Source organism: Salmonella sp. A7 (assembly GCF_020181675.1).
GTDB lineage: Bacteria > Pseudomonadota > Gammaproteobacteria > Enterobacterales > Enterobacteriaceae > Salmonella > Salmonella enterica.
The window spans coordinates 2,636,862-2,662,355 of sequence record NZ_CP084001.1; the positions used below are offsets into that span (position 1 = coordinate 2,636,862).

Consider the following 25,494-nt stretch of genomic DNA (forward strand, 5'->3'; position numbering starts at 1 on the left):
GGCCTTTTTTGATATCAACTGGTCCGCCATCGAGGAATTGAACCCCGAACCTTAGAGGTAGAAGCTCTATGCTCTATCCGGTTGAGCTAATGGCGGAAGAAAAATTACGCGGCCATTTTAAGGCAGGCGTCTGCGCATTGGCTGCATGCCCGCGCGCAATTCTGGCAATGGTCGTGATCGTGCCTTGCACACTCTTCGGCGCAGGCTTTGCAGATATCCGCGCACAGGCGGCATAATTTTTGTGAGTACTCGCTTTCCAACGCCATAAATTGCGCCGCCAGGCGACAAATGGCCGCACATTGCATATCTAACTGGATGCAGTGCTTCATCATTTCGACGTTATCTTCACGCAGACAAGAAGAGGCGCAGATATCACACGCCGCCGCGCATTCATAACACTGCTCAATACACTCACGATGTTCTTGTTGCATAAATGACTCCTTATTTTATTAAGAGGAGTAGATAAGTCTGCACAGAAACGCCGGGATAGCCAAACGGCTACCCCTCTTTTTCATACTTTTTGAACAAAAGTGCTGAATAAAACAGCAATAGTAAAGCCGGAAATCGGCCTCGGTGATGTGACGTCTATACTGTAATGTTCATCTGCTTTTCATCGGAGGTAAAATGGAGTATTTAGCACGACTAAATATCGTTGCGATGCTGATGTCAACGACGTTCTGGATCAATCTGGCGGTCGTTTTTTTCGTCACCCTCATTACTTACTGGCTCATCAACTGGCTACTTAATGTGGTCTATAAAGCGCTACAACGCCCGGATAAAAAGGATGATGCTCATGGGCGGCTGCGGCCTATTGTTTTCGAGATGCTGAAAAAGACCAGTAAAATGCTAATCTTTTTTGCCGCATTTCTCTTTAGTCTGCGCTTTGTCGCCCTGCCCGACCGGTTATTCTCTACCCTCTCTCACGCCTGGTTTTTAGTGGTTGCGATTCAAATGGCGATTTGGCTTGATCAGGGCGTACAGTCATGGATGCGTCATTTACTGTATGCCCCAGGCTCCAATAAAAACCCGGTGACGTTAGTCATTCTTGGTATGATTTTGCGCGTGCTCGTCTGGTCTATGATGCTGCTCTCCATCCTGGCGAACGTCGGCGTGGATATTACTGCACTGGTAGCAAGCCTCGGCGTGGGCGGTATTGCTATTGCCCTGGCGGTACAAACCGTTCTGAGCGATGTCTTCGCTTCGCTGTCGATTGGTTTCGATAAGCCCTTCGAGATCGGCGATTTCGTCGTCTTTAATGATGTAGCCGGTACGATTGAACATATCGGTTTGAAAACCACCCGCATCCGTAGCCTCAGCGGCGAACAGATCGTTTGTGCAAACGCGCAGTTGTTGCAGCAAACCATACACAACTATAAGCGGATGCAAACGCGTCGTATCGTGTTTACTTTTGGCGTCGCCACTGCGACACCGCCGGAAAAGTTACGCCTCATCGGCGATATGGTGAAAAAGATTATTACCGATGTCGGCGAAACACAATTCGACCGCGCCCATCTACTGGCCTTTGGTCAGGATCGGCTGACCTATGAGGTGGTGCATATCGTCAATACCGCGGATTACAATAAATACATGGATATTCAGCAAGAGATAAATATCCGTATTATTGAAAAACTCATTGAGAATGATATCGAACTGGCGCTGCCTAGTCTGGTCGTCAGAGCCCCTGTACAGGTTGAAGAGACCAGGGACTACAGTAATACCGCTGATGCAAAAAACGCAGATAAACGCGTCATGCAGTAAAATCTCTGCCGACAATACCGGGAACCCATGGGTTCCCGGTGCGTTAACGGCGACACGGCAATGCGGGGAAACGACTTGCGGCTATTCCACCTGTAAATGGCGGGTACAGACTTGATCAAGCAGCGCAGACTGATGACTAATCACCAACATCCCTAATGAACGGCTGCGGCACACCTCAAGCACGTATACCCATATCGCTTTTTGAATAGACGGATCGAGTTGCGCCGTCATTTCGTCGGCAATCAGAAAACGCGTTCGCGGGTCAAGCGCGCGCAGTATCGCAATACGCGCCAACTCACCGCCTGAGAGCTGCATTGGCCGACGCGTCAGCCACTCGGGCTGCACATGCAAATGCCTCATCGTTTCCGGGTCAGGCTGCCAGGCATCACGCATAGCGTCTCCGGCGCTTCGCCAGGGATTAAACGTCAGTTCAGGATGCTGGGGGACCAGCTGTACCGGACAATACTGATGCAGGGGTAACGGGCTACCGTCCAGCAGAACGTCGCCCGCCGTCGGTTTTTGCCATCCGGCCAGGACGCGCCCCAACGTTGTTTTCCCCGTTCCGCTTGGCGCATGAATTCCTACCCGTTCACCGGCAGAAATCGTAAACGTCAGGTTATGCCATAAGACTTTCCCACCCTGACGAATAACGAGGTCGCGGCAGCTTAGCATTCTATTCCCTCTCCGGTCGGCATAAATAACGGGTTTAGTTCAGGCAATGCTTGCCATTGCCGTTTTAACGGCTCACTCATCTCTTCCGGCTGTAATCGTTCACGGCGAATATTGTCCGTGATATAACCCTGATGCAGCGCCACAATGCGATCGGCATACCGCGCCGCCAGCAGCAGGTCATGAGTCACCCACAGCACGCCGCATCCCCGCTCGCAGAGACCTCGCAAGTGCTCAAGCAACTGGTTTGCCAGTGCGGTATCAAGCCAGGCGGTGATCTCATCCGCGAGGATATAACGTGCCTGGCTGAGCGAGGCGTGGCACGCCAGAATTCGTTTAGCCATCCCGCCGGAGAGCTGGCGAGGAAAGCGTTCCAGGACTGTCGGTTCGAGATCGCTTTGCTGCAATAGCTGTACCATCTGCGTCTCATCCCAGACGCGTCCGGTCAGATGACATGCTCTGTTCAAATGTTTTCTGATATTCAGCATGGGATTAAGCGCCTGTACCCCCTGCGGCACGTAGCTAAACGTATTGCCCCTAAGCTGCCTGATGGTATGTCTGTCCAGCCGGTTGCCATCAAGCGTAATTTCCCCCCGAAAGCGTAAATTTTCCGGCAGCAGATCGAGCAGGCATTGCAGCAGCAGACTTTTGCCTTCCCCGCTGCCGCCAACCAATGCCACCATTTCTCCGGGCGCGATATCAAAAGAGACATTCTGTAATAACGGCGACCAGCGTCTCGCGCCATACCAGCGATAACGCGCGCTTTCCAGCGTAACCTGTTGTAAACTCAGCATACGTCACTCCTTAGCCACAGCCGCTGAATGGCGCGCGCAAACTGATCGAAGAGCATCACCAGCGTGAATAACATTAGGCCGGGAAACAGCACCAGCCACCAGTTTCCATGGCTAATAAACCGTAACGCATCCGCCAGCAACAGTCCCAGCGAAGGCTCATGCGGCGCCAGCCCAAACCCCAGAAAACTTAACGCCGCGCTGTGCAATACCGCATGAGGAAACATCAATAACGTTCCCGTCAACCATTGCGGCAATAGCGCCGGAAAATAGTGATATCGCCAGCAATAAAGGTGTCCATGCCCCAGACGATAGGTCAATGTCAGGTAGTCACTCTGCGCTACCCGCTCCGCGTCGGCGCGCAGAATCAGCGCCAGACGGGGCCAGTGCGTTAACGCCACGGCCGCAATGACGCCGCTTTTACCGCCGCCGAGCGTAAAACAGATAAGGATCAGCAAAAGTAAATGCGGCATGGCGAGCATGGCATCGGTTATCAGCCGCATCAGGAGGTCCAGCCGGGGATGAATACGCGCCGCTGCCGCCATCACTAGCGCAATAACGCCGCTGCACAACGCGGCGCCAACGCCAATTTGTAAACTGGTGAAGGCCCCCTGAAAGCAACGAAGCCATACATCGCGCCCCAGATTATCGGTGCCAAACCAGTGCTGGATATCAGGCGACAGATGCCGGGCAAGCAGATTAACCTCTGGCGGCTGGCTCAACGTGGCATAACCGTATCCGGCAATAAACAGCAGGCAGGTAACGGAGAGGATCAGACGAAGCAATGTCGGGGCAGGATTATAGAGCATCGGGACGCTCCAGCGATCGATTAAGCACCACCACAAGCCAGGCTGAAATCGTATTTCCGGCAAACACTAATAGCGTACAGAATAAAACGATCCCCATGAGTAGCGGGACATCGCCACGCAGGCCGGCATCGATAGTGGCCTGTCCCAGCCCCGGATACGCAAAGACTTTTTCTGCCAGTAACGCCCCCCCCATCAGTTCGCCCAGAGAAGCAAACTGTAAACAGAGTGCTGGGGTAATCGCATGACGTAACACCTGGTGACGTAACAGCGACCATCCTTTATCCCCCTGAGCGCGCGCAAAACGAATAAATTCGCTCTTCATTACGCTGGCTATTTTTTCTCGCGTATGCAGCGCAATTTGCCCCATGCCCAACAGACTTAACGCACATACCGGCAACACAAGATGGCGTAAACGTTCCGATAAAAGAGCTGTTCCTGCATTATTTCCGGGGTCCCAGGCGCAACAAACAGGTAATACCGGCCAGCGGACGGCAAACAGCGCCAGCAGCAGCATTGCTATCCAGAAAGTGGGCAACGATGACAATAAGTAGCTGATACGGCAAATCATCTTATCCGGCCAACGGTGGAGAAAACGTCCGGCCAGAAAACCCAATGTCACGCCCAACACACCAGACAATAGCCAGGCGCCTGCCAGCAGCGCGAATGACGTCGCAAAACGTTCCCGGATCACGCTGGCGACAGGCATGTTAAACAGCATGGAATACCCCATGTCACCCTGGAGCAGACGCCAAAACCAGTGACCGAAACGCTCCCACAGCGGCTGGTCAAGCCCCCAGCGCGCCGCAATCAGCGCATATTGTTCTGGCGGAACATGGAGCAGATCGTTGCCAATATAAGCGCGGATAGGATCAACGGGCGAAAAGCTAAGCAAAATGAAGGTGCCGGCAGCCACCAGCACCAACAGAATAATCAGCCGCAAAAAATGACTGAAGAACAATTTCATCACCGACAGGTCCAGGTCCAGTCATCAAGATTGTTTAACACCGACCAGCTACCGTGGATTTCTGGCGCGCCTTTTCCCAGATCAATACAAGGGTTGGCCAAATAGGTATGCTGAATATTAAGCAGCCATGCCCATGCCGCATCGCCCTGGACGCCCGCGCCCTGCTTTCCATCCCACTCAACCTGCTGCCAGAAAGGAATCGCCTTTTGCCAGTCAGGCGCATCTATAGCCTGTTTCAGATGTGCTTCTACCGCAGGGTTGCTGTAATAGCCCGGGTTATAATATTCCACACCAGCGGCTTTTCCGCTGTAGTGATGGAAGAGTTCCATCGGGTCCAGACTTCCCCAGCCAAACAGCGTAGGGTTAGCGTGCATATGGCGCTCTACGGTTTCCCAGCTTCCCGATTGCAACGAGACGACAATGCCTAAAGGCTGCAACATGGCGCGCACCGCCTCGGCCAGATCCCGCCGGGTGCTGTCGCCACTGGCATACCATAAGGTCAGACGCGCTTCTTTACCTGCTTTTTCACGCACGCCCGCACTGTTTATCTTCCAGCCAGCCTCTTCCAGGATGGCGCGCGCTTTTGCAATATCGCCATCGCTGAATACCACTGAAGGATTTTGCCACGGCAATCCCTGCACCGCGCTATAGGCGGGTATCGCATGGCCTTCCATCACCTGTTCCGCTAGTTGCTTACGATTAATGGCATAGTTAATTGCGCGTCTGATAGCGACATCAGCGGTCACATCGTTGCCGACAGGATAACCGTTAGCATCCTTTTTACCGGCTGGCACCATCGGGAAGACTATGCCCCGGTTTTCAACGCTATCGCGTACCCAGAGTTTAAGATTATCCTGCTGCGGGGCCACCGCCATAGAAGGGGCAATGCGCACCAGTCCCAACTGTCCGCTGCGCGCGGCGGCATAAGCATTATCTTCATCCAGGAAGACAAAAACCAGCCGGTTAAAGTCATTCTTTTTACCTGCATACCAGGGGTTGGCTTCAACAATCAGTTGCTGACCAGGCTGGAAACTGACCAGTCGGTACGGACCGGCGCCTATCGGTTCGCGGGCAAACGTTTTTTCATCATAACGGCTGGCCGGAACAATCCCTAACGACCCGAGTACATTCACAAAGGTACTCTGCGGATGGCTCAGCGTCATCTCAATTCGGCGCGCATCCAGCGCTCGCGCATGACTAAAGTTGCCCATGTCAATTTTACCGCCGCTCTTCGCCGCTTTGTTATATGTAAAAACGACATCTTCGGCAGTTAATGGCGAGCCATCGGAGAATTTCAGATCGGGTTTTAAGGTCAGTATCCAGGTTTTACCATCGGGGCTGGTGTCCACTTTTTCCGTCAGTAAATTACCCCAACTCATATCGGCGTTTTGCTTGAGCAACGGCGCATGAAGCAATAAGTAACTGCCGTGGCTCCAGCCCAGCATAGGATCAAAGCCTTCCGTTGGCTCAGGGCCAATGGCCAGCTTTAAGGTATGGCCATCTGCCGTGTCCGACGCGGCGAAAAGCGGCGAGGTGAATGCCAGAGCCATCGCGCACGTTATGAGCGCCAGTTTGCCTTTAATCATCAGTTTACCCCAGATTATACGTTGTTTTTGTTCCTCCCGGCGCAGCATAAACGTCGGGAGGCCTCCTGAGGACGGCATTATGGCGAGCATTTGTAATGAAAAAATTGATGCAGAACAGAAAGTATGACGATCTTTTGAAAACATCATACGCACAAACGCCGGGAGCGCCAACGTGGGCTAAAGGCCGCTTTTGATGGGGATAAAACGCAAGAGAAATGATGCCAGGAATAGCGGGTTAATTAACGCCATCTTATTCTCTTATTTCCTTTCTATTCTGTATTACGTCTTCCCATCCGACGCTGTTCATTTTCTCAACGTTATTAGTCAGTGCTGAAACGTAAGAAGGTATCGTAATTAGCGCCTCCTGGCTTTAAACCTAAACCAATATTAAACGAACCGGGTGTTAATGAAACTTACCGGCAGAACGCCAGTCATATGGCAACCCGATGAAATGACATGCTATGGAGTCCAACCGAAAAATGTTAACGCCGCCAGGGCTCGTGATGATTTTTTTAGCCGTACTGTTCTCATTGCTGACAGGATGCGCAAGTTATAAAAACACGGCGTGGGGAATATATCCGGCTTCAACGGATATTTGTCCATCAGGTACGACATCAACAGGAGGGTGCAAAGAGTAATATCGCATATTTAATATACACCACTTTTTAAATGACTGTTCGGACATTTTCGGACGGTAAGTTTTCTATTTATTTATAATGGACTAATCCCATGACAAATAAAAAACACATTTTTTCAATTATCTTTATTGGTTCTCTTTTAACGGGGTGTGCTACAGGACCATCACCGACAGGGATTGGCTTATATACGGATGTTAAAGGGCCAATTACTGCCACGAGTCTCCCGGCAACCAAAACCGGTAAAGCGTGTGCGCAAACGGTATTGGGTATTGTAAATACCGGCGACGCATCTATTGATTCAGCGAAAAAAGCGGGCGATATTTCTTTAGTGTCGAGTGTTGATTATGAAACTACGGGCTCATATCCGTTTTATGGTAAAACCTGTGTTGTCGTAAGAGGACAATAACAACAGTAAGCCGGCGATGCCGCCGGCTTTTTATCCCATTTTACGTGCCGCTATCTCTGTCTGTTCCTTGCGACTCAGCCCCCGCTTTAAGGTTCTGTTAAGATTTTACGCATACTCTACAAGCAGTTGTTAATAAAGGATAATAATAATGGCACATTTCTCAAGACTGCAAATAACGCTTCACTGGTTAACACTGCTCCTGACAGGCATCGCATATGCTGCTATTGAGTTACGAGGGTGGGCGCCAAAAGGCTCCAGCGTTTATCTGTTTATGAAAGACATGCACTATGATATGGGCGTTCTGGTCTGGGCGCTGATGTTTTTACGGTTATATCTTAAACACAAATACCCGGATCCGGTCATTACGCCTCCCCCTCCTCACTGGCAGCACGTAGCCGCTAAATTAATGCATATCGCGCTTTATCTCACTTTTCTCGCCTTACCGCTGCTGGGCGTCGTGATGATGGCGTCAGGCGGGAAAAGCTGGAGATTTTTTGGTTTTACTGTACCGGTATTTTTGACGCCAGATAGCACCCTAAAATCGGATATAAAGCGTATTCATGAAATGCTGGCCAATATCGGCTATTTCCTGATTGCCATGCATGCAGCAGCGGCGTTGTTTCACCATTACATACAAAAAGACGATACATTTTCAAGGATGTTACCCGGTAAATCATGACTATTTCGGCCATCCCGGCGTGAGAGAGCACGCCGGGCAAGGCATTATTATTCCAGCGCTATCGGTTTCGACTGATAGCGCCTTATACCGTTTGTAATCGACAATATACGATATTTTTCCGGTTCCACGTGTAGGTGATATGTACGACGCCGCCCTCGCTAATAATAGCGGGATAAGAATACTCACCGTGGTCACTTTCCAGGTCCAGTAGCGGTAGCCATGATTCGCCATTATCCTGGGAAGCAATCAGTGAAAGCGGATAGCGCTTTCCCCAGTTGCCGTTGACCGGATTTAACGCAAGAATCAGCGTACCGTCCGGCATACTAACCAGATCGATACCACTATTATTATTCGGTAAAGATGTCGCGCGGGCAACAGACCAGGTAGCGCCATAGTCGATTGAATCACTGCGAAAAATTGCCCCGCGTGTGCTTCGTAACAACATATGGATATGCCCCGGAGAAGACTCCCACAGCGTAGGCTGAATAACGCCATCCCAGCGCAGGAGGTTTTCCAGACAACATTCCCACAACATCCCCTTTTTTACACCATCCCACAACGCTACATTTGTCCCGGAAATAGCGTTATCAGGCTCCAGCGGAACAAAAGAGATATTCCAGTGTTTTCCTTCGTCAGAGGATCGATCCACAAATGCCCTCCACCGTTCAGGACTTTCAATCGACCCTGGCGCAATCCAGGCGCCATTTGATGCCAGCAGGAGTTTATTTTTTACGGGACCGCGCGGCAAAATATCATCGTTAACCAACGGAGCTGGCGTACTCCAGGTAAATCCTCGATCGCTGGAGATGATAAACCAGGTTTTCCACACGTGTACGTCGCTGCCTACTTTATAAAATAACCACAATTTATCCGACGGGTAAAATAACACCGGATTCCAGTGCGCTTCCCCCTCGCGTGCCGCCACTCGCTGCGGTGTTGTCCAGATATTATGTTCATAGCGAGATAGCCAGATGGCTGTATCTTCGCTTCCTTCGCGCAGCCCCGCAAACCATGCGGCCACGAGCGTACCGCACGGTAGGCGAACAAGCGTAGAGGCATGGCACTGGAAGGACTCGGTTCCGCTTTCCGGTAAAATGACCTGCCGATTGACGAGCGCTAATTTCATACCTGCCTCTATTAAATAAGGTAAAAAGCATCAGCTTTTTTATGTATGAAAGTAGTGTTAGCAGAAATAGCATCAACGCGGTGAAAACGATGAACTGCTATACGAATTTATGTTCAGATATCGCGCCCATAACAGGCAGAATGTCGAGAGTGGACAAAAATTGGACTGACCTCGCGGATAATTCCAACTTACCGCCGTCCAATGGCGACGAGGTCAGTGGCACGGGATAATATAGAGGTCAGGGCTATAATATTTAGCGATCTGTGCCTACAAGCATGACGGGATACTTTTCGCTACAGGCAATGAAGGCCCGTCTAAACGGGCCTTCATTAACGCGATTATGATTTGTGTTCAATCGCCTTTGGTTTGCTTTCTATGGCAATTTTTTTCGGTTTCTCGCTTTCAGGGATCTCCTGGTAAATCTCGACCAACAAGAGGCCCTGTTCCAGTTTCGCATTATTCACCTTAGCATGTTCAGGCAAAGAAAAACTCAACTGGAAATCCGCCTTACGAATACCACGATAAATCCAGTGCGTCTGATCCTCTACCGTCTCTTCAGTGTGTTTACCCGTAATATTCAGGTTGCCGCCAACCGTTTCAATTTCAAGCTCTTCCTCTTTCCAGCCAGGAACGCTCACGGTAAGCAGATAGTTATTCGCATCGCGCTTTTGCAGATCGTAAGCTGGCGTCGCAGCGACTGGCGTATCTCCTGTTAATTGACTGAAAAGTCTATCAATACGGTTGAAACGGTCAGAGAAAAGAGAATCAGCAAACACGGGAAGTGCTGACAAGGTTCTGAGTGCCATCATTAACCTCCTGAATCACTATTCAAAAGTTCAACATCAAGGCAAGCATTGCTTGTCCACTGACTACATAGGGACGGAAAAAACATTTTCAAGCCTATAAAAGCCTTTTTTTAGTCACAAATTTAAGTGGTTAACGAAAAATCTCATCCCGTTCATTGCCATTTCCGCAGTCCCTTCATCTTTACAATTTTTCTTCACCAGCTCAATTGATAATGATTATCAATTGCATTAATATATGCAGGTTGGTTATGGCAGTGACCAACGTCCTTCTCCATTATCAAACCCAGCGCCGCCTTCGGGCGGCCTTTTGGGAGGAAGTATGGTCGCCAAAAATAAAACTCACGGTCGTCGTATTCGTCAGTCTCTGCAACAGTTACATCAGCGTTGTCTTTTTCAGCAACTGGCGGTAAGCCCACCAGGAACAAAATATGTTTCAGTCACCGCTGAAACAAAAAACTGGCTTATTCATCTTGTGACTTCAGAGGGTCGTTAGCACGCGATAGTGGGTGTCCATGTTGTCGCTAAAATTTTAATGAAAAGACATTTGAAATGACATTTATACATCTACAATTTGCGCCCGGCTACTCCGGGCGCCATACCTGAAGATATGACACCCGTTGCCAACTGACAGGAATTTTAGTCATCGTCTCCGGCGTAGAAAAATTCGATATCTTTATTAAACCATTTATCAATGTTGTGCCACATCAGACAACCGGTCAGAAAACTTGCGATCAATATCCCTCCTATAAGCCACTTTTTCACATATACTCCTGAATAACCCCTGTTGATGTCATTATCTGATCGATAATAAAAAGACCATCATTTGAAGAAATAGTTTCACTGACAGATATCGTATGAAACGAGACAGTGAACAGTACCGTTTTCTTCGGTTTTTATGCCATAGTATTGAGCAGTGGTGACAATCATTTTCTATCGCGTCATAATGATTTGCAGCCTATAGTTTATGATTTTAAGATTTGTCTACTCATCACATATGTCAGTGATGGATAAATTATAATACGCTTTTCTGGCGCACTTTTCGTCAGTAAACAGGAATACTACAGCATTCATCGTATTGATGCCGCTTTATCTCCCGTTCTTCAGGGAATTAACGACAATTTTATGCACAAAGGATACTAATGATGAAACGTAAATTGATCCCATTTACCCTCTTTCTCGCTGCGCTTAGCGCCAGTACCACCTCTATAGCAGCTTCGCAGGAGATTTCTAAATCTATATACACCTGTAATGATAACCAGGTTATGGAGGTGATTTACGTCAACACTGAGGCTGGAAACGCCTATGCGATTATCAGTCAGGTAAACGAGATGATCCCGATGCGGTTAATGAAAATGGCCTCCGGAGCAAATTACGAAGCCATAGACAAAAATTATACTTATAAACTTTATACCAAAGGCAAAACGGCTGAACTGGTGGAAGGTGATGATAAACCTGTTCTCAGTAACTGTTCCTTAGCTAACTAACCTTCAGAAATGCCTGAAGGCTCATCAGGCATTTCCACTTCAACCTTCCTGTAACGTAACGTTAAAAAATATGTGAATCACTACAATAAAATAATGGCTAATTAGTAACCACTTTTAAACATGGCTAATCCTATTTTTAAAGAAAAGTTCGAACTGTCTTAATTGTCGTTGTTTAGTGCTTAAATGTTTTGCTTTATTAAGTGGCCCAGGTAGAATTCACAGCGGCTGGTAACCATTCATATTCGCACTATTGAACGATTACCAGCCAACCGCGCCAGGGTCTTGCATACGCTCTGGCGCGGTTAAATCCCCAGGCCATAAACGAAATCACAGGTTTCTGCTATTGCTCATATCTTTCACGTTAACCTGCATTATGCTTGCCCACCTGATGTAGAAAAACACCGCTCTGAACCATAGGGTGTGAATTTCATTTTATAAAAAATTGCGGTGCCGGGTGCCTCCCGGTGAACCATACCACAGTCAATATGGCTCGCGAGGAACATTAACTATTTGACTGGACGCCCCGCCGCAAAGGGGGATTCACCGCATAAGAAAAATCTACAACTCACAAGTAATAAAAGACAATAACATTTTTGTGCATTTTTTATAAATGACTATCTTGTCACGTAATAAATGAAATTATTCTGTAACAGTATTGCAGGACAATACTTATTCAAAACTGAAGTGGTCAGTGGGAGTCGAACCCACATCATCAGCCTGACACTGAGGTAATAACATTATACGATAACCACATTGGACCGCCACCGAGGCCTCGAACCTCGCACCATCAACTTAGGAGGTTGATGCTCTATCCAGCTGAGCTAGTGGCGGCTGGGGACTTCTGCCAGGCGCAAAAAAGGTGCTCTCCTGGATAAGATACATACCTTGCTACTTTTCAGTAGTCGTTCAACGGCAGGTACAATATGCGAAGGCGGTCACAAAATCTTGATGACATTGTGATTAATTCCAGGAAAATTTTTCAGAGTGAATCTTGTGAGATCTGGCGTTATTTACACCAGATTGTCCTTCCTGCTTATCACCTACCTGAGCAACCTTGATTGCTTACCACAATCCTTTATCTGTGCTTATGCTGGTGAGATGTTATGTACAGCGTCACTATGACGAAGAGAGTATGACGAAGAGAGAAAAGTCAGGCAGGTACGTGTCACTGGTAAAGAAGCCCTGTTTTATTGACTGGCGGTGCGGAAGGCGAACCTTCCGCATAGCTTATGCTTTTCAGAAACGGTATCCAACCCCGACGTTGAAGCCGTTTATTTTTGTAGAGGAGATGTTGCTTCCTTCATACCCAACATCGACGACGATATTCTCCAGCGGATTCATCTGTACACCTGCGCCCCAGGCAAATCCCGTTTTCCTTGAGGAAATTTTGTTAGAAAAAGAATCGCCATCCTGAGTGGAATGTTCTTTAAACGTCGCCTTTACCGTGCCGACACCTGCCAGCGCGTATAACGAAAAATTGTCAGACAATCGATAGGCTGGCCCAACCATAAAAGAGCCGTACTTCACCTCAAACTTGTCATGGTAATGAATACCTTCAGACTCAACAGACCCGGAAGCCTGGCTGTCTCCATATAAGTAACTTAGCGAGGAAATAAAACTTACCGGAGAGTCATCCTCATAACGATATTTCACATTTACCCCTCGGATATTTTTGAAATCCTGAACTTTACTTTGTGCATACCCCACGGAAAAGGCGTTAGTATCGGCCTGTGCAACATTTACAACCAAAACGCCTGTAGTAATAACTAAAGTGGATAAAATAATATTTTTCATAACAACTCCTTAATACTACTTATTATTTACGGTGTGTTTAAACACCTGCGGTACCGATCCGGCATTCAGTTATCGCCACTATGCCGAATCGACAAAACCACGAATAATTCACCACTATCGCTCCTGATACGTTTACTTCCTGAAAGAGATTTTTACTACCGAAGTTCTCTATCGCTCCTTAAGGTAACCGGTTCTACAATGTCATCTCACTTTTATAGATTTGAATGCTAATTTTTCTCACGCATATATTTTTAACAGAAACCATAAAGTGTTTAGCCACTATAGAACAACAAATTTGCCATGCAACCTTTTGATATTTAAATAAAAATCTCAAAACCACATTAAGAGACCTGACGCCGATCGGCTAAAAACATATCAGTAAGCAAACTCGCCATATAACCAGAACATATCTCATTGTGCTTCACAGTCCTCACTTGATGCTCCAGCCGAAATAATGTTATATGCCATCGCTGGTGCCGTAACCATATTCACTATGATGCTCAACACGCTTTATTCCCGCTCCGATTTAACCTTTTTAATATATCTATCAGTTACAACATTTCTTGTTATAAGAATAGAATCAATACCACAATTACAATATAAATATCACCTGTGTTGAGAGAGAATTTACATTCCAGAAAAATAATAACGGACGCAAATATTGAAAACCCGATAAAAAAGTCTATTTCTCTATAAAACCCATTATTATTAAGAATAGTTAACTCTTCGTTGAATAAAAAATGCCAATGACGTTCCATAATTCTGGAGATGAACTTCACAAGTCATTGCGTATAACAGGAGGCGTTATGAAACATCATGCTTTTATACTTTGGTCATTACTTATTTTTTCATTCCATGTTTTGGCCAGTTCAGGCCATTATCCTGGTTTACAACAGGCATCATGGGAAATTTTTATCTACGATTTTGGTAGTAAAACCCCGCAGCCGCCTGCAAGTACCGATAAAAAGCAAGCCAGGCAGATTAGTTCACCATCCTGCCCGACGGCAAAACCCATGATGTCCGCACCAGTCAATGACGCCAGGAAAGGGAATACTTTCTCCAGAACATAATGTTCTTTATCTACAATGGTGCCGAACGACTACTTTTAGCCGTCCGGAAATCTTGATTGCCATCAAGTATAGCTGGCATTATTTATCCTGACGTGTATAGTGCGCCTCGTTATCCTCATTAAGGAATTTATTTGTCTCGTAAAATGACAGGAATTGTCAAAACCTTTGATTGTAAGAGCGGTAAAGGTCTCATCACCCCCTCCGATGGACGCAAAGATGTTCAGGTCCACATTTCAGCATGTCGCCAACACGAAACAGAAGCGCTTATCCCCGGTATACGCGTTGAGTTTTGTCGTATTAATGGCCTCCGCGGACCTACCGCCGCCAACGTTTATCTTTCATAATTCGTCCCTCGGCATTTTTTCAGAAAAATTTAGCGAGCCCGTATACCTCCGCAGTCTGCTATGAGGCTTTGCCTGAAAGGCTGCAGAATGTTTTCAGTGACGAAAATCTAAAGGATTTATTTTGCTGATGACTCCCGTGACCTCTCTTATCATATATCGGGTGTCAGCCCCCTTCTCACTTTGTTTAACGTGAAGAAATGTACAGCCGTTTTTCACTGTGATAGCATCTAATATTGCAAAAGTATTTAACGCTATATACCCATCGTCACAGGAGTGGCTGGCTGCGCGCATTTAACCGAAGTATTTATGTGATTCTATCGGAATTATCTCTATTGCCGCTCAATGCTACGTCATATTCAGTGGGTATAAATCGCCAATATAGTTGTAACGCTATTTATTTTTAGGGTAATAATTGAATGACTTTGCTTTCAGGAAAAACCACACTGGTTCTCTGCCTCTCCTCTATTTTATGTGGGTGTACGACGAACGGCTTACCCGCACCTTATAGTATTAATTTGTCGTTCCCGGTCATTACACAAAACCAGATTAATTCCGGTGGTTATTACATAAATGACGCGGAACAAATTCGGACAACTGATGGTCTGTGCCTTGATACAGGCTCAGATCAACAGAATCGTTTGACGCTGCGGGAGTGTAAGCATGTGCAATCTCAGCTTTTCTTATTTCACCGAGACAGAATCACGCAGGGTGAGAAATGTCTGGATGCTGCAGGACAGGGTACGAAAGAAGGCACGCCAATCATTCTTTATTCATGCACGGGTAATGATAACCAGCGCTGGCTCACTGATGATAACAAAATCAAGGGGAAGCAGAGCCGAAAATGCCTGGGCACAAATAGCATTATTGTCAGAAAAGGCGACCCTGTTGTATTGGCCGATTGCGATTTTAGTCGTGCCCTGGAATTTACCATCAGGTAGCAGGACACCGCTGTGAAGAGAGAGCCGCTAACCTCATGAAACGACAACAGGTTAGCGACCTTTACTTCCACGTGCGGTCAATTTACTTTACGCCCGCAACGTCAGGATGACAAAACGGCGGCTAAACCTTGACACCAGTTATATACCCAGCTTAAATACTGGTCATCCAACCAGTAAAAAGGAAATGGCGATGTTCGTCGAACTCGTTTATGACAAGCGAAATGTTGAAGGTTTGCCAGGCGCACGCGAAATCATCCTCAATGAACTCACAAAACGTGTACATCAACTTTTTCCCGATGCGCAAGTGAAAGTTAAGCCAATGCAGGCGAACGCATTAAACAGTGACTGTACAAAAACCGAGAAAGAACGGCTGCACCGTATGCTGGAAGAGATGTTTGAAGAGGCTGATATGTGGCTGGTCGCCGAATAACGTCCCCTCCTGCGAAAGCGACATATCCGATCGAAAACAGCGCCCTGAGGCGCTGTCTGTGACGATATAACGCAAACGCCACCACTCAGAACATGTAGCGGAAGTGGCGTTTATCGCATGGTCAACATTCTATTTGCCAAATGCCGCCAGCGCCAGTCCTTGCCACTGAATGTTTTGCCCAGTGCCACGCCTGTAAGCCCTATCAACGAATTATACGTTTTGCTGCGCATCGATAATATTGGTCACGGTTTTACAGTAAAAACGGTACCTGTTCTCAGGTTCTTCCGGCATCAGTGCACCGTTATAATGGTGAGGTCTGACGCTATTGTAGTCGTTCAAGATGTATCCATTAATTTGTCCGGTTTTCTTGTTCATTAAGTCACCTGTTTTGTGTTGAGGTGAGAATATCACCTTTAATCAGGTGACCAAATTTACTGTGTCACTACAAGAATGAGAATAGATGAAATGTTACCTTCCACACAGGGATATAATAATCCTGGTAATTAAAAATTTATGTTTACTTATAAAGTACTAATGATATCGAATCTCTATTTCCGCATATAAATCAACCCAATACAGTTACAATGAGATAAGTGAATGTAGTTTTAAATTCAGTTAGTTGTTTATCTATAGTTGTTTCTTTGGTATTAACAATAATTAATTGATTGTACTGAATAAACTATCATTTTACCTCTGTAATAGACATCTATTTTAGTTTTATTGACGTTAGGCTATGTATCTTACTATCTGCACAAGACATAGAACCAGAAACAAGTCAGGCATTGCCAGAATAAAATCAACGTCATGAAACAATGGGTTATGAACACATATATCATTCAGATAAAAAAGTAATAATCGGGAGAGTAGATATCATGAAAAAACCTGTTTTTTTCCTTCTGACCATGATCATCTGCAGCTATATTTCTTTTGCCTGCGCTAATATCAGTGACTACAAAGTTATGACCTGGAATCTTCAGGGCTCTTCAGCATCTACAGAAAGTAAATGGAATGTCAATGTCAGACAGCTTTTAAGTGGTACTGCCGGTGTGGATATTCTTATGGTACAGGAGGCCGGTGCTGTTCCCACCTCAGCGGTTCCTACCGGACGACATATTCAGCCTTTTGGAGTGGGTATTCCCATTGATGAATACACCTGGAATCTCGGAACCACCAGCCGTCAGGATATAAGATATATCTACCACTCGGCTATTGATGTTGGAGCACGCCGTGTTAATCTGGCAATAGTTTCCAGACAAAGAGCGGATAATGTTTATGTCTTGCGTCCGACAACTGTCGCATCTCGCCCCGTCATTGGCATCGGACTGGGTAATGATGTTTTTCTGACAGCGCACGCACTGGCTAGTGGAGGTCCGGATGCTGCAGCTATTGTCAGGGTTACCATTAATTTTTTTAGACAACCTCAGATGCGGCATTTATCCTGGTTTCTTGCCGGGGATTTTAATCGCAGCCCAGACAGACTTGAAAATGACCTGATGACTGAGCATCTGGAACGAGTTGTAGCCGTACTCGCACCTACAGAACCCACGCAAATTGGCGGTGGTATTTTAGATTATGGGGTCATTGTCGATCGAGCACCTTATTCACAAAGGGTTGAAGCATTACGTAATCCACAACTCGCTTCTGATCATTATCCCGTAGCCTTTTTGGCACGAAGCTGTTAATGAGTAAATAGCGTTGACGACATGTACTTTGAGCGTAAGGTGCAGAATATATATTTATTATAAGGTAAAATTATGAGTTGTTTTACCAGTCCAGCAATTATGGAAATGTTAGGTCATTATAAATGGCGTGTTTATGAGCCATTCAGGTTTTATCTCAGTGAAGATAAAAATGATGTCATTGAAGTACCGGTAGGATTCGTTACCGACCTTGCCACTGTTCCGCGTATTTTCTGGTCATTATTACCACCGGATGGTGAATATGCCAAAGCGGCAATCATTCATGACTACCTGTATCATTATCCATTACGTAACAGAAAAGAGTCCGATCTCATATTCCTGGATGGAATGAAAGTTCTGGGCGTGCCAAAATGGAAAAGGATAATAATGTATTTAGCCGTAAGAATATTTGGCTGGAAATACTATCATTCTCATACCATACAACATAATTAATTTCTCGTTTTTAACACACAAAGAACTATAGAAAAACCTGACGCCTTAATATAGTAATAATAAGACTTAGTGGCTTTCACCAGTTCTCTGTGTGAATATATCATTATATGCTATCATCACAAACCGCCATAGTGGTAAGTAAGGGGATTACAACCTTACCCGTTCCTTTATCCATCCATAAACAAATGACTCATTCGCCTGGCGCTTTTCAGCTAACTCCAGATAGCGTTGTCCCTGACTACAATTCAATGCCCGGATAAGTATCATTTCGCCCTCATCTCTCCGGTGAGAGAGAAAAAATGTTAGTGCCGAAAGCGTCCGTGGCCCAATCTGACCATCTGCTATCAAATCCGGATAAATTTTTTGCTGATCATTAAAAACATTAAGCCAACGCTGGAAGTACTTAATCGGGATTGAGGGTCCCATGTTCACACCAGTATCACAAAGCTCAGCTGCGATAGAGTGAGAGATAATGGCAACCTGATCAAGTCGTGGACCATACCAATAATCTGCCTCAAGGATTTTTAATGCTTGATTACGGGTAAGATTCCGCATATCCCCCATATAGCCATTAGCCCGGGCCGTCGTCAGGGTTATACCCCAATGCGTTGGTCCCCCCCTGTCGTCAGGGTGATCAACGTAACCGCCTTCTCTACTAAGGATAGATGCAAAGATTTCATCTTTAGTCATAATGACTCCTTCTAATATTAATAAAATACGTACCTGAATGCTATGATTGATAATGCAATGAATCTGATAAAAAACTTATTGAAGTATATAAACTTAAGTGGATAGCCAACTTAATAAACAATATTAACCAGACCACTAATAAACGGTCTGTTTAATTTAATAGGCAACATAGGTAAGTTTCATTTATTTAGAAAGTATAAGTTCTATTACAGGTCTTGCATCATAAAAAGACATGTTGTATACGTCAGCTCTTTGCCCTCGATGTGATTGACATACGCTACCTATTGAAAAGCATGAACTTATTAATGGGCCGAATGCATCAATTCGTTGTTGGGTATACGTCTGCGGTTCCGGAAGAAAAGGTATCACGCCAGGATTAGACGTAGTGCTTAAACCTAAATAACTGGAATTCATTGTGCTTACACCATCCTTTACCAGACCTGTTGCGCTATCATAAACAAGCGCCACGGCCTTTTGAATATTCTCGGGTAAAATAGATAATGTGGAAACATACTCTCTTTGCAATCGCATCATCGTTTTTTCATAAGCATTAAAGTGACCACCTTGCGTTTCCAGATAGGTGATGGATGGGAGCAAGCTGTAGAAATTATTATCTGCACGAATCTGATATCTGTATAAATTACCTTTGAATGTTGAGCGAGAATAGTACGCTCTGGCTATAGCATATGTTTGATTAACACTTGAGGTTGTTGCAATATAGCGACTGTCACTACTTCCACCACTACATGACCTTCCACTGATAAATTGCTGAAAGTTACGGTTATACCCAAGTAGTGAAAACCCATCGCGAAAAATAACGTCCGGCGGGGTTGAGTCCACACGATACACAAAATCTACTGCATAGTTATTAAAGCTAACTATAGATAAGGTTAAGAGTATTAACTTTTTCATTATTTCTTCCCCCCTCTTACTTGGGGCCAAAGCATTGTGTCGCACTGCACGATGATAGTCCCACAAGAGCATTTGCTGAAAAGGTATTTACAAAAAGCGGATAGGTCCAGATATTTTTTTGAACATGAATCCTTACGGATTGCCCTGTACTATAAAAATATCTTGCCTGGTCAAGAAGTTCTTTAAAGGAGGGTGCCCATATGCTCTGCTTTGATACCGCACATGCAACAACAGGTATACCACTACCGTTAGCTTTAACCGTTTTTATGCAAAAATAAGGACCAGTATCTATCTGACCAACATGTAATTCACTGATAACTTCGTCTGAGTAATAGGCGTTCGTTTTATCTCCTGTCCACTCAGCGCTGGCATTAAAAGAATAAATGAGAATTAATAATGTATAAACAGGCACAAACTTATTTATATACATACTACTCTCCTGTACATTTAAAATCATTAACAAAGCACAAATTTATTATATCTCATCACATCTAAATCCAGTCTATCATGATTTACTTCAACACAATGTTACCAACCACAACAAACACTCAAATTACTTGTGAATAGCAATTGATACATATATAAAAATTTCATCACTGATAATAAGCACACCTGTTTTATCAGTTACAGAATTCCTGCCACGGTAATAACACAGGTACTTCCGGCTCATATTGATCGCCGTCGTCTGTCTACTGGTTTTCATTTTCAGCAAAGCAGGACATAACTCATTAAGAAATTGACGATAATTTAACAAGTCCGCTCTTTGCAAGAACGTTCTGGATAACTATCAGATCACTATTATAGGATCAAAGAGTGGGGAATAAATCATTATCATCCAACTGAATCATGGACGACATCTTATTAACTGGCAATCTTTTTCCAGTGTAGTGATCCTACCCGCGTAATCAGTCTGTACCCTCCAGGTAAAGTGTCAGGCAATTTAGTCACCCTATTGTTGATAACCGCCAGAAAAGTAATATGTTCAGAAAGATGATCTAATAAAGTTGTGAGTTGTAGGTCGCTGAGATCTAGTATAAGGCAATGATATTTCAAACATTCCCGCATCCAAGTTTGTTGCGCGAAAATTTACCTAAAGAAAAAATAATAAGCCTTAATATTTTTACAGTATTTCAACTTATAGCAGAATAAATGTTCGTAGATGGCGTAAAAACCTGATGAGCAGGAACATCGATAGCCAGTAAATCACTCCTGTGGTAATGCAGGCCACCTGATGACTGTGAAGGTCGCTTCATCTGAAGCGCCGCTGAAGTCCAGCGATTTAAGGTGAAAAGTAGCCAGCAGGCGCTTCTGCTGGTCCATATTCCTCTATTTTGCCAGGCCATACTGAAGTGCCACACAGGTATCTGCCAGAGCGGTCCTAAGCTAATAAATATAAAAGCAGTTACTGCCTACCTCAAGAAATATGCGCTCATGATCATTTAAAGCTCTTTTCAAGAAACTGATAATAAGCTTGTCAATATAATATTATGCAGTCTCTATTAAGCGCCTGGTTTATTTGTTTTGCATAATCATATAGTTGACTTTTCGAGTAAGAATTTTCTTGCAACGACAAATAAACGTGTTTTATATCTCTAAATAAGCATACATCACCATGGATATGAGCCTCTATATAATTCCCTTCATAGCCTGTACCATAATTAGAGTGAGCTAAAAACTTTTCGCCCTTAGCCATTTTAACCAAACTCTTAAAGCAATTATAACCAAAAAAATCATTTTGACAGGATGCGATCAGGTTCTCCATATGCCAAAATGTAGATAATTTACTCGTATCCAGACCAAATCTGTGGCCGTAGGTATCAAAAGGTGAAAATGTACAATTTGTTTTTACATTATCATTTAATTCAAAAAATGATTTCCCATAGGCGCTGGCACCTCCATTTTCACCGTTCAGAAAGTCCAGTGCAGCATAAATTGGTCTGCTTGTAGGGCTAAAAGTTTTACTGTTGGGAGTATATGCTACGGAAAAACCGCCTGTCTGACCATATGGGGCATAAGGTGAATCTGTAAGCTTCTCCAGTTCAAATGCTTTAGTTTCAACTGAATCACGTCCGACATTATAAGCAGGTAAATCGCCTGGTCTGCAACCTAATGCATAAGAGTTCAGATATTCTTTATTTTTTAAGAGAGAGACAAAGTCAATTTTTGCTGCATTAAAATTTATTGTCAGCCGGGCATTTTGTAAAACATCCACCATCTTATTTAGCAAGAGAGCGCAATCTATTTCGGCACCACACTCACGGCTTATCCGCCTGAGCGCTTTTTCTCTTATTATGTTAGCGTCGCGCTGACACCTGGAATGAATATGTGCAAGTACTTGTTTTCCGAAAAGGCGACCGTACGCCTTTTTACGTTCTTCATTGCTGAGACCGCAAAACACTTCATCAAAAGAAAGCCTGTACGCTGCGCTTACAGAACCTCTCGCCGCTCTGCTTTCTGGAAATGGCGGAACATCTTCAACAACATTTTTAACTTGCTGAATGTCTGAAGACAGAGGAGTATGTCCGACATTTTTTTCCTTATCTGTTTCCAGATATTCCGGAACCTTTACACTTCCACTATAGCAGATAGGTTTGAGCATATGTCTCCTGAATTTTTACGACTAATAGTATTCACTTTCGCTGATGTATTCTTTATCAGGCTGATATTTCAACACTTCTTAGCCGCCTTGTAGAAGTGCAAATAAAGCATACTAATAATTTCATAAAATACTTAATCTACCCACTATTGCAGTCTATAAATTATCACCTTTTATTGAAATATTATCCTGATAATAACAACAAATCTGATAAGGCACTTTCAAAAAATAGCCAAACCACACATCATAAAGAAAACCACTACAATCAAAACCGGTAACTATCAACTTTCAGGGGGGCTCAGGTTACCATGACGATCGGGGTAAAGGATAGATTACTATTGCGGTCTGAATTGAGGGAGTTTTGATAAATTATTTTGATAACCGTTCGAATGCTAATAAATAAAAACGGGAACGTTAAGTCCCCGTTTTAGTTTTTAACAATTATCGTTATCACATATTTGCGATAATCGCGTCGCCAAACTCACTACATTTCAGCAGCTTAGCGCCTTCCATCAAGCGTTCAAAGTCATAGGTCACGGTCTTCGCGGCAATCGCGCCTTCCATACCTTTAACAATCAGATCCGCCGCTTCGAACCACTGCATGTGACGCAGCATCATCTCCGCAGACAGAATAATGGAGCCTGGGTTGACTTTATCCTGGCCCGCATATTTCGGCGCAGTCCCGTGAGTGGCTTCAAACAACGCGCATTCGTCGCCGATATTCGCACCCGGTGCAATACCGATACCGCCAACCTGAGCCGCCAGGGCATCGGAAATATAGTCACCGTTCAGGTTCATACAGGCGATAACGTCGTATTCCGCCGGACGCAACAGGATCTGTTGCAGGAACGCATCGGCGATAACGTCTTTAACCACGATCTCTTTACCCGTGTTCGGGTTCTTAATTTTCAGCCACGGACCGCCGTCAATAAGCTCACCGCCGAACTCGTCGCGCGCCAACTGGTAGCCCCAGTCTTTAAACGCGCCTTCGGTGAACTTCATGATATTGCCTTTATGTACCAGCGTGACGGAATCGCGATCGTTAGTAATAGCGTATTCAATCGCCGCGCGAACCAGACGTTTAGTGCCTTCTTCAGAACACGGTTTGATACCGATACCGCAGTGCTCCGGGAAGCGAATTTTCTTCACGCCCATCTCTTCGCGCAGGAACTTGATCACTTTCTCAGCGTCTGCAGAGTCAGCTTTCCATTCAATTCCGGCGTAGATATCTTCAGAGTTTTCACGGAAGATGACCATATCGGTCAGCTCCGGATGTTTCACCGGACTTGGCGTGCCCTGATAGTAACGAACGGGACGCAGACAAACGTACAGGTCAAGCTCCTGACGCAGGGCAACGTTCAGAGAGCGGATACCGCCGCCAACCGGCGTGGTCAACGGACCTTTAATCGCTACGCGGTAATCACGAATTAAATCAAGGGTTTCAGCGGGAAGCCAGACATCCTGGCCGTAAACCTGTGTGGATTTTTCTCCGGTGTAAATTTCCATCCAGGAAATTTTACGCTCGCCTTTATAGGCTTTCTCGACGGCGGCATCGACCACTTTAAGCATGGCTGGAGTGACATCAACACCGATACCATCGCCTTCAATAAACGGGATAATCGGATTCTCAGGAACGTTGAGTTTGCCGTTTTGCAGGGTGATCTTCTTACCTTCCACCGGAACAACTACTTTGCTTTCCATTCACCTCTCCTTCGAGCGCTTCTGGTTTGCTCGTCTGTCATCGCGCTGCATGTGCAATGGCGTCCTGCTGCACGACTGCGTTAGAGCAATTTTTTGTTAATGTTTTGTAATGAGCATGTCAATACTACCCTATTGTTTGCCGCCATGAAAGACACTCATTATTGCGCTATAATGCGGCAATTAATAAGTTCTGAAAACACCATGCAAAAAACTTCTTTTAGAAATCACTACGTTAAGCGATTCAGCTCACGACAAGCATCTAAATCACGGAAAGAAAACCAGCCAAAACGCGTGGTTTTGTTCAATAAACCTTACGATGTGTTGCCGCAGTTCACGGATGAAGCAGGTCGCCGCACGTTAAAAGATTTTATTCCTGTGCAAGGCGTTTATGCCGCAGGCCGCCTGGACCGCGACAGCGAAGGGCTTTTGGTGCTGACTAATGACGGCGCGCTGCAGGCGCGCCTCACGCAACCGGGCAAGCGCACCGGCAAGATTTACTATGTTCAGGTAGAAGGCATCCCGGATAATGAAGCGCTACAGGCGCTTCGTACTGGCGTCACGCTCAACGATGGCCCTACCCTGCCCGCCGGTATTGAGATTGTCGCGGAACCTGACTGGCTGTGGCCGCGCACCCCGCCGATTCGCGAGCGGAAGAATATTCCCACCAGTTGGCTAAAAGTCACCTTATATGAAGGCCGCAACCGCCAGGTAAGACGCATGACAGCGCATGTCGGTCATCCCACTCTACGATTAATTCGTTACAGCATGGGCGACTACACGCTCAACGGCCTCGATAATGGACAGTGGCGCGAGATCGCACAGGAGAAAGACAGATGAAACGGCTTCTCATTGCTTTTGCTTTATTAACACCGTTATCCGTCAATGCGGCCAGCTTCGACTGCCAGAAAGCGCAGGCTGCGGATGAAAAGGCTATCTGCGCGCACCTGACGCTGAATGATAAAGACGTGGAAATGCACACCAAATATCAGTTTCTGAAAGGGTTGTTCGCGATGGGCAGTCGCGGCGCCCTGCAGGACGCCCAGCAGAGCTGGCTTAAACAGCGTCAGCAGTGCAAGGCCGACGTCACCTGCCTGACAAAAGCTTATAACGAGCGTCTGAAACAGCTTGACGCGATCTATGACCACATTGATAAACCGCTGTAATAAGGATG

At 45.6% G+C, this 25,494-nt stretch carries 29 protein-coding genes, 2 tRNA genes and 2 pseudogenes; 13 read left to right on the plus strand and 20 right to left on the minus strand.

Features of this window, described 5'->3' with window-relative positions:
* Nucleotides 1-19: 19 nt before the first annotated feature.
* Nucleotides 20-96: transfer RNA gene (locus LCS67_RS12980), tRNA-Arg, on the minus strand.
* Between the two features lie 8 nt (nucleotides 97-104).
* The gene (locus LCS67_RS12985; RefSeq protein ID WP_001183699.1) at nucleotides 105-431 is read right to left on the minus strand and encodes a four-helix bundle copper-binding protein; all 327 of its coding nucleotides are present in this window, start codon (nucleotides 429-431) and stop codon (nucleotides 105-107) included.
* Between the two features lie 193 nt (nucleotides 432-624).
* Between LCS67_RS12985 and LCS67_RS12990 the strand changes: the two genes are divergently transcribed.
* Nucleotides 625-1,758, plus strand: a complete 1,134-nt coding sequence (locus LCS67_RS12990; RefSeq protein WP_000456065.1) for a mechanosensitive ion channel family protein — start codon at nucleotides 625-627, stop codon at nucleotides 1,756-1,758.
* An 81-nt stretch (nucleotides 1,759-1,839) separates the two neighbouring features.
* On the opposite strand, the gene LCS67_RS12995 is transcribed toward LCS67_RS12990, so the two are convergent.
* The 5 genes from LCS67_RS12995 to LCS67_RS13015 are packed head-to-tail and all read right to left on the minus strand — an operon-like array spanning nucleotide 1,840 to nucleotide 6,625.
* The gene (locus LCS67_RS12995) at nucleotides 1,840-2,430 is read right to left on the minus strand and encodes an ATP-binding cassette domain-containing protein (RefSeq protein ID WP_000947448.1); all 591 of its coding nucleotides are present in this window, start codon (nucleotides 2,428-2,430) and stop codon (nucleotides 1,840-1,842) included.
* Nucleotides 2,424-3,221, minus strand: a complete 798-nt coding sequence (locus LCS67_RS13000; protein ID WP_000950208.1) for an ATP-binding cassette domain-containing protein — start codon at nucleotides 3,219-3,221, stop codon at nucleotides 2,424-2,426. Before LCS67_RS13000 ends, LCS67_RS12995 begins: the two co-directional genes overlap by 7 nt.
* Nucleotides 3,215-4,027 carry an ABC transporter permease gene (locus LCS67_RS13005; protein WP_000966647.1) on the minus strand — a complete coding sequence of 271 codons (813 nt, stop codon included), beginning with the start codon at nucleotides 4,025-4,027 and terminating at the stop codon, nucleotides 3,215-3,217. The genes LCS67_RS13000 and LCS67_RS13005 overlap by 7 nt, the downstream gene beginning before the upstream one ends.
* Nucleotides 4,017-4,991, minus strand: coding sequence for an ABC transporter permease (locus LCS67_RS13010; protein WP_001611887.1), 975 nt, complete (start codon nucleotides 4,989-4,991; stop codon nucleotides 4,017-4,019). The genes LCS67_RS13005 and LCS67_RS13010 overlap by 11 nt, the downstream gene beginning before the upstream one ends.
* On the minus strand, nucleotides 4,991-6,625 hold the full coding sequence (locus LCS67_RS13015) for an ABC transporter substrate-binding protein (RefSeq protein ID WP_000946070.1): 1,635 nt from the start codon (nucleotides 6,623-6,625) through the stop codon (nucleotides 4,991-4,993). The genes LCS67_RS13010 and LCS67_RS13015 overlap by 1 nt, the downstream gene beginning before the upstream one ends.
* 681 nt (nucleotides 6,626-7,306) lie before the next feature.
* Here LCS67_RS13015 and LCS67_RS13020 point away from each other — a divergent pair.
* Together LCS67_RS13020 and LCS67_RS13025 are read left to right on the plus strand one after the other, a co-directional pair.
* Nucleotides 7,307-7,621 (plus strand): TRL-like family protein, encoded by a 315-nt coding sequence (locus LCS67_RS13020; RefSeq protein ID WP_000182479.1) that lies wholly within the window; start codon nucleotides 7,307-7,309, stop codon nucleotides 7,619-7,621.
* 148 nt (nucleotides 7,622-7,769) lie between these two features.
* Nucleotides 7,770-8,300 (plus strand): cytochrome b, encoded by a 531-nt coding sequence (locus LCS67_RS13025; RefSeq protein WP_225090897.1) that lies wholly within the window; start codon nucleotides 7,770-7,772, stop codon nucleotides 8,298-8,300.
* An 82-nt stretch (nucleotides 8,301-8,382) separates the two neighbouring features.
* On the opposite strand, the gene LCS67_RS13030 is transcribed toward LCS67_RS13025, so the two are convergent.
* The 4 genes from LCS67_RS13030 to LCS67_RS22740 form a co-directional block, all read right to left on the minus strand.
* On the minus strand, nucleotides 8,383-9,426 hold the full coding sequence (locus LCS67_RS13030; protein WP_023136874.1) for a sialidase family protein: 1,044 nt from the start codon (nucleotides 9,424-9,426) through the stop codon (nucleotides 8,383-8,385).
* A gap of 338 nt (nucleotides 9,427-9,764) precedes the next feature.
* Nucleotides 9,765-10,232 (minus strand): Hsp20 family protein, encoded by a 468-nt coding sequence (locus tag LCS67_RS13035; protein WP_001218118.1) that lies wholly within the window; start codon nucleotides 10,230-10,232, stop codon nucleotides 9,765-9,767.
* A gap of 194 nt (nucleotides 10,233-10,426) precedes the next feature.
* Nucleotides 10,427-10,657 (minus strand): hypothetical protein, encoded by a 231-nt coding sequence (locus LCS67_RS13040; protein WP_077909914.1) that lies wholly within the window; start codon nucleotides 10,655-10,657, stop codon nucleotides 10,427-10,429.
* Nucleotides 10,658-10,868: 211 nt separating this feature from the next.
* Entirely contained in the window at nucleotides 10,869-10,994 is a 126-nt protein-coding gene (locus tag LCS67_RS22740) for a hypothetical protein (RefSeq protein ID WP_000758944.1), read from the minus strand.
* Between the two features lie 377 nt (nucleotides 10,995-11,371).
* Here LCS67_RS22740 and LCS67_RS13045 point away from each other — a divergent pair, with 377 nt between their 5' ends.
* Nucleotides 11,372-11,716 carry a c-type lysozyme inhibitor gene (locus tag LCS67_RS13045; protein WP_000977725.1) on the plus strand — a complete coding sequence of 115 codons (345 nt, stop codon included), beginning with the start codon at nucleotides 11,372-11,374 and terminating at the stop codon, nucleotides 11,714-11,716.
* Between the two features lie 754 nt (nucleotides 11,717-12,470).
* Here the strand turns inward: LCS67_RS13045 and LCS67_RS13050 are convergent.
* Nucleotides 12,471-12,547 (minus strand) — tRNA-Arg (locus LCS67_RS13050).
* Between the two features lie 405 nt (nucleotides 12,548-12,952).
* Nucleotides 12,953-13,510 (minus strand): virulence membrane protein PagC, encoded by a 558-nt coding sequence (pagC, locus tag LCS67_RS13055; RefSeq protein ID WP_000789469.1) that lies wholly within the window; start codon nucleotides 13,508-13,510, stop codon nucleotides 12,953-12,955.
* Between the two features lie 806 nt (nucleotides 13,511-14,316).
* On the opposite strand from pagC, the gene pagD reads away from it, so the two are divergent.
* The 4 genes from pagD to msgA all read left to right on the plus strand — a co-directional run bounded on the left by pagD (nucleotide 14,317) and on the right by msgA (nucleotide 16,292).
* A complete protein-coding gene (gene pagD / locus LCS67_RS13060; RefSeq protein WP_001605721.1) occupies nucleotides 14,317-14,580 on the plus strand; it encodes a virulence protein PagD in 264 nt (87 codons plus the stop codon).
* A 131-nt stretch (nucleotides 14,581-14,711) separates the two neighbouring features.
* Nucleotides 14,712-14,924 carry a cold shock-like protein CspF gene (gene cspF, locus LCS67_RS13065; protein ID WP_001537306.1) on the plus strand — a complete coding sequence of 71 codons (213 nt, stop codon included), beginning with the start codon at nucleotides 14,712-14,714 and terminating at the stop codon, nucleotides 14,922-14,924.
* A 416-nt stretch (nucleotides 14,925-15,340) separates the two neighbouring features.
* Nucleotides 15,341-15,862, plus strand: coding sequence for an RICIN domain-containing protein (locus tag LCS67_RS13070; RefSeq protein WP_001542631.1), 522 nt, complete (start codon nucleotides 15,341-15,343; stop codon nucleotides 15,860-15,862).
* 190 nt (nucleotides 15,863-16,052) lie between these two features.
* Nucleotides 16,053-16,292: a virulence protein MsgA gene (gene msgA, locus LCS67_RS13075; RefSeq protein ID WP_000497451.1), complete on the plus strand. Its 240-nt coding sequence runs from the start codon at nucleotides 16,053-16,055 to the stop codon at nucleotides 16,290-16,292.
* A gap of 210 nt (nucleotides 16,293-16,502) precedes the next feature.
* On the opposite strand, the gene LCS67_RS13080 is transcribed toward msgA, so the two are convergent.
* Nucleotides 16,503-16,667, minus strand: coding sequence for a hypothetical protein (locus LCS67_RS13080; RefSeq protein WP_001036547.1), 165 nt, complete (start codon nucleotides 16,665-16,667; stop codon nucleotides 16,503-16,505).
* Nucleotides 16,668-17,164: 497 nt separating this feature from the next.
* On the opposite strand from LCS67_RS13080, the gene cdtB reads away from it, so the two are divergent.
* Entirely contained in the window at nucleotides 17,165-17,974 is an 810-nt protein-coding gene (cdtB, locus tag LCS67_RS13085) for a cytolethal distending toxin S-CDT (protein WP_001529135.1), read from the plus strand.
* 72 nt (nucleotides 17,975-18,046) lie between these two features.
* Complete coding sequence (locus tag LCS67_RS13090; RefSeq protein ID WP_001277616.1) at nucleotides 18,047-18,424, plus strand: DUF1353 domain-containing protein; 378 nt, start codon at nucleotides 18,047-18,049, stop codon at nucleotides 18,422-18,424.
* A 147-nt stretch (nucleotides 18,425-18,571) separates the two neighbouring features.
* Here LCS67_RS13090 and LCS67_RS13095 read toward each other — a convergent pair whose 3' ends face one another.
* The 3 genes from LCS67_RS13095 to pltB all read right to left on the minus strand — a co-directional run bounded on the left by LCS67_RS13095 (nucleotide 18,572) and on the right by pltB (nucleotide 20,456).
* Nucleotides 18,572-19,114 carry a glycoside hydrolase family 108 protein gene (locus tag LCS67_RS13095; protein ID WP_000158845.1) on the minus strand — a complete coding sequence of 181 codons (543 nt, stop codon included), beginning with the start codon at nucleotides 19,112-19,114 and terminating at the stop codon, nucleotides 18,572-18,574.
* A gap of 183 nt (nucleotides 19,115-19,297) precedes the next feature.
* On the minus strand, nucleotides 19,298-20,026 hold the full coding sequence (pltA, locus tag LCS67_RS13100; RefSeq protein ID WP_000733630.1) for a typhoid-like toxin S-CDT ADP-ribosylating subunit PltA: 729 nt from the start codon (nucleotides 20,024-20,026) through the stop codon (nucleotides 19,298-19,300).
* Nucleotides 20,027-20,042: 16 nt separating this feature from the next.
* Nucleotides 20,043-20,456: a typhoid-like toxin S-CDT binding subunit PltB gene (gene pltB / locus LCS67_RS13105; protein WP_000275697.1), complete on the minus strand. Its 414-nt coding sequence runs from the start codon at nucleotides 20,454-20,456 to the stop codon at nucleotides 20,043-20,045.
* A gap of 611 nt (nucleotides 20,457-21,067) precedes the next feature.
* On the opposite strand from pltB, the pseudogene LCS67_RS13110 reads away from it, so the two are divergent.
* Nucleotides 21,068-21,213, plus strand: a pseudogene (locus LCS67_RS13110) (hypothetical protein); the annotation flags it as partial.
* A 16-nt stretch (nucleotides 21,214-21,229) separates the two neighbouring features.
* Here the strand turns inward: LCS67_RS13110 and LCS67_RS13115 are convergent.
* The 3 genes and pseudogenes from LCS67_RS13115 to icd form a co-directional block, all read right to left on the minus strand.
* A pseudogene (locus LCS67_RS13115) lies at nucleotides 21,230-21,310 on the minus strand (tail fiber assembly protein); the annotation flags it as partial.
* 190 nt (nucleotides 21,311-21,500) lie between these two features.
* Nucleotides 21,501-22,625, minus strand: coding sequence for a type III secretion system effector SopF (gene sopF, locus LCS67_RS13120; RefSeq protein ID WP_023136605.1), 1,125 nt, complete (start codon nucleotides 22,623-22,625; stop codon nucleotides 21,501-21,503).
* A 447-nt stretch (nucleotides 22,626-23,072) separates the two neighbouring features.
* The gene (icd, locus tag LCS67_RS13125) at nucleotides 23,073-24,323 is read right to left on the minus strand and encodes an NADP-dependent isocitrate dehydrogenase (RefSeq protein WP_000444508.1); all 1,251 of its coding nucleotides are present in this window, start codon (nucleotides 24,321-24,323) and stop codon (nucleotides 23,073-23,075) included.
* Between the two features lie 171 nt (nucleotides 24,324-24,494).
* Between icd and rluE the strand changes: the two genes are divergently transcribed.
* Nucleotides 24,495-25,160, plus strand: a complete 666-nt coding sequence (gene rluE, locus LCS67_RS13130; protein WP_001249415.1) for a 23S rRNA pseudouridine(2457) synthase RluE — start codon at nucleotides 24,495-24,497, stop codon at nucleotides 25,158-25,160.
* Nucleotides 25,157-25,486: a lysozyme inhibitor LprI family protein gene (locus LCS67_RS13135; RefSeq protein WP_000825956.1), complete on the plus strand. Its 330-nt coding sequence runs from the start codon at nucleotides 25,157-25,159 to the stop codon at nucleotides 25,484-25,486. The genes rluE and LCS67_RS13135 overlap by 4 nt, the downstream gene beginning before the upstream one ends.
* The last annotated feature ends 8 nt before the right edge of the window (nucleotides 25,487-25,494 follow it).

Excerpts from the sequence above, each read along its gene's own strand:
- LCS67_RS12985 (WP_001183699.1), bottom strand. The coding sequence starts at position 431 with ATGCAACAAGAACATCGTGAGTGTATTGAGCAGTGTTATGAATGCGCG.
- LCS67_RS12990 (WP_000456065.1), top strand. The coding sequence starts at position 625 with ATGGAGTATTTAGCACGACTAAATATCGTTGCGATGCTGATGTCAACG.
- LCS67_RS12995 (WP_000947448.1), bottom strand. The coding sequence starts at position 2,430 with ATGCTAAGCTGCCGCGACCTCGTTATTCGTCAGGGTGGGAAAGTCTTA.
- LCS67_RS13000 (WP_000950208.1), bottom strand. The coding sequence starts at position 3,221 with ATGCTGAGTTTACAACAGGTTACGCTGGAAAGCGCGCGTTATCGCTGG.
- LCS67_RS13005 (WP_000966647.1), bottom strand. The coding sequence starts at position 4,027 with ATGCTCTATAATCCTGCCCCGACATTGCTTCGTCTGATCCTCTCCGTT.
- LCS67_RS13010 (WP_001611887.1), bottom strand. The coding sequence starts at position 4,991 with ATGAAATTGTTCTTCAGTCATTTTTTGCGGCTGATTATTCTGTTGGTG.
- LCS67_RS13015 (WP_000946070.1), bottom strand. The coding sequence starts at position 6,625 with ATGCTGCGCCGGGAGGAACAAAAACAACGTATAATCTGGGGTAAACTG.
- LCS67_RS13020 (WP_000182479.1), top strand. The coding sequence starts at position 7,307 with ATGACAAATAAAAAACACATTTTTTCAATTATCTTTATTGGTTCTCTT.
- LCS67_RS13025 (WP_225090897.1), top strand. The coding sequence starts at position 7,770 with ATGGCACATTTCTCAAGACTGCAAATAACGCTTCACTGGTTAACACTG.
- LCS67_RS13030 (WP_023136874.1), bottom strand. The coding sequence starts at position 9,426 with ATGAAATTAGCGCTCGTCAATCGGCAGGTCATTTTACCGGAAAGCGGA.
- LCS67_RS13035 (WP_001218118.1), bottom strand. The coding sequence starts at position 10,232 with ATGGCACTCAGAACCTTGTCAGCACTTCCCGTGTTTGCTGATTCTCTT.
- LCS67_RS13045 (WP_000977725.1), top strand. The coding sequence starts at position 11,372 with ATGATGAAACGTAAATTGATCCCATTTACCCTCTTTCTCGCTGCGCTT.
- pagC (WP_000789469.1), bottom strand. The coding sequence starts at position 13,510 with ATGAAAAATATTATTTTATCCACTTTAGTTATTACTACAGGCGTTTTG.
- pagD (WP_001605721.1), top strand. The coding sequence starts at position 14,317 with ATGAAACATCATGCTTTTATACTTTGGTCATTACTTATTTTTTCATTC.
- LCS67_RS13070 (WP_001542631.1), top strand. The coding sequence starts at position 15,341 with ATGACTTTGCTTTCAGGAAAAACCACACTGGTTCTCTGCCTCTCCTCT.
- msgA (WP_000497451.1), top strand. The coding sequence starts at position 16,053 with ATGTTCGTCGAACTCGTTTATGACAAGCGAAATGTTGAAGGTTTGCCA.
- LCS67_RS13080 (WP_001036547.1), bottom strand. The coding sequence starts at position 16,667 with ATGAACAAGAAAACCGGACAAATTAATGGATACATCTTGAACGACTAC.
- cdtB (WP_001529135.1), top strand. The coding sequence starts at position 17,165 with ATGAAAAAACCTGTTTTTTTCCTTCTGACCATGATCATCTGCAGCTAT.
- LCS67_RS13090 (WP_001277616.1), top strand. The coding sequence starts at position 18,047 with ATGAGTTGTTTTACCAGTCCAGCAATTATGGAAATGTTAGGTCATTAT.
- LCS67_RS13095 (WP_000158845.1), bottom strand. The coding sequence starts at position 19,114 with ATGACTAAAGATGAAATCTTTGCATCTATCCTTAGTAGAGAAGGCGGT.
- pltA (WP_000733630.1), bottom strand. The coding sequence starts at position 20,026 with ATGAAAAAGTTAATACTCTTAACCTTATCTATAGTTAGCTTTAATAAC.
- pltB (WP_000275697.1), bottom strand. The coding sequence starts at position 20,456 with ATGTATATAAATAAGTTTGTGCCTGTTTATACATTATTAATTCTCATT.
- sopF (WP_023136605.1), bottom strand. The coding sequence starts at position 22,625 with ATGCTCAAACCTATCTGCTATAGTGGAAGTGTAAAGGTTCCGGAATAT.
- icd (WP_000444508.1), bottom strand. The coding sequence starts at position 24,323 with ATGGAAAGCAAAGTAGTTGTTCCGGTGGAAGGTAAGAAGATCACCCTG.
- rluE (WP_001249415.1), top strand. The coding sequence starts at position 24,495 with ATGCGGCAATTAATAAGTTCTGAAAACACCATGCAAAAAACTTCTTTT.
- LCS67_RS13135 (WP_000825956.1), top strand. The coding sequence starts at position 25,157 with ATGAAACGGCTTCTCATTGCTTTTGCTTTATTAACACCGTTATCCGTC.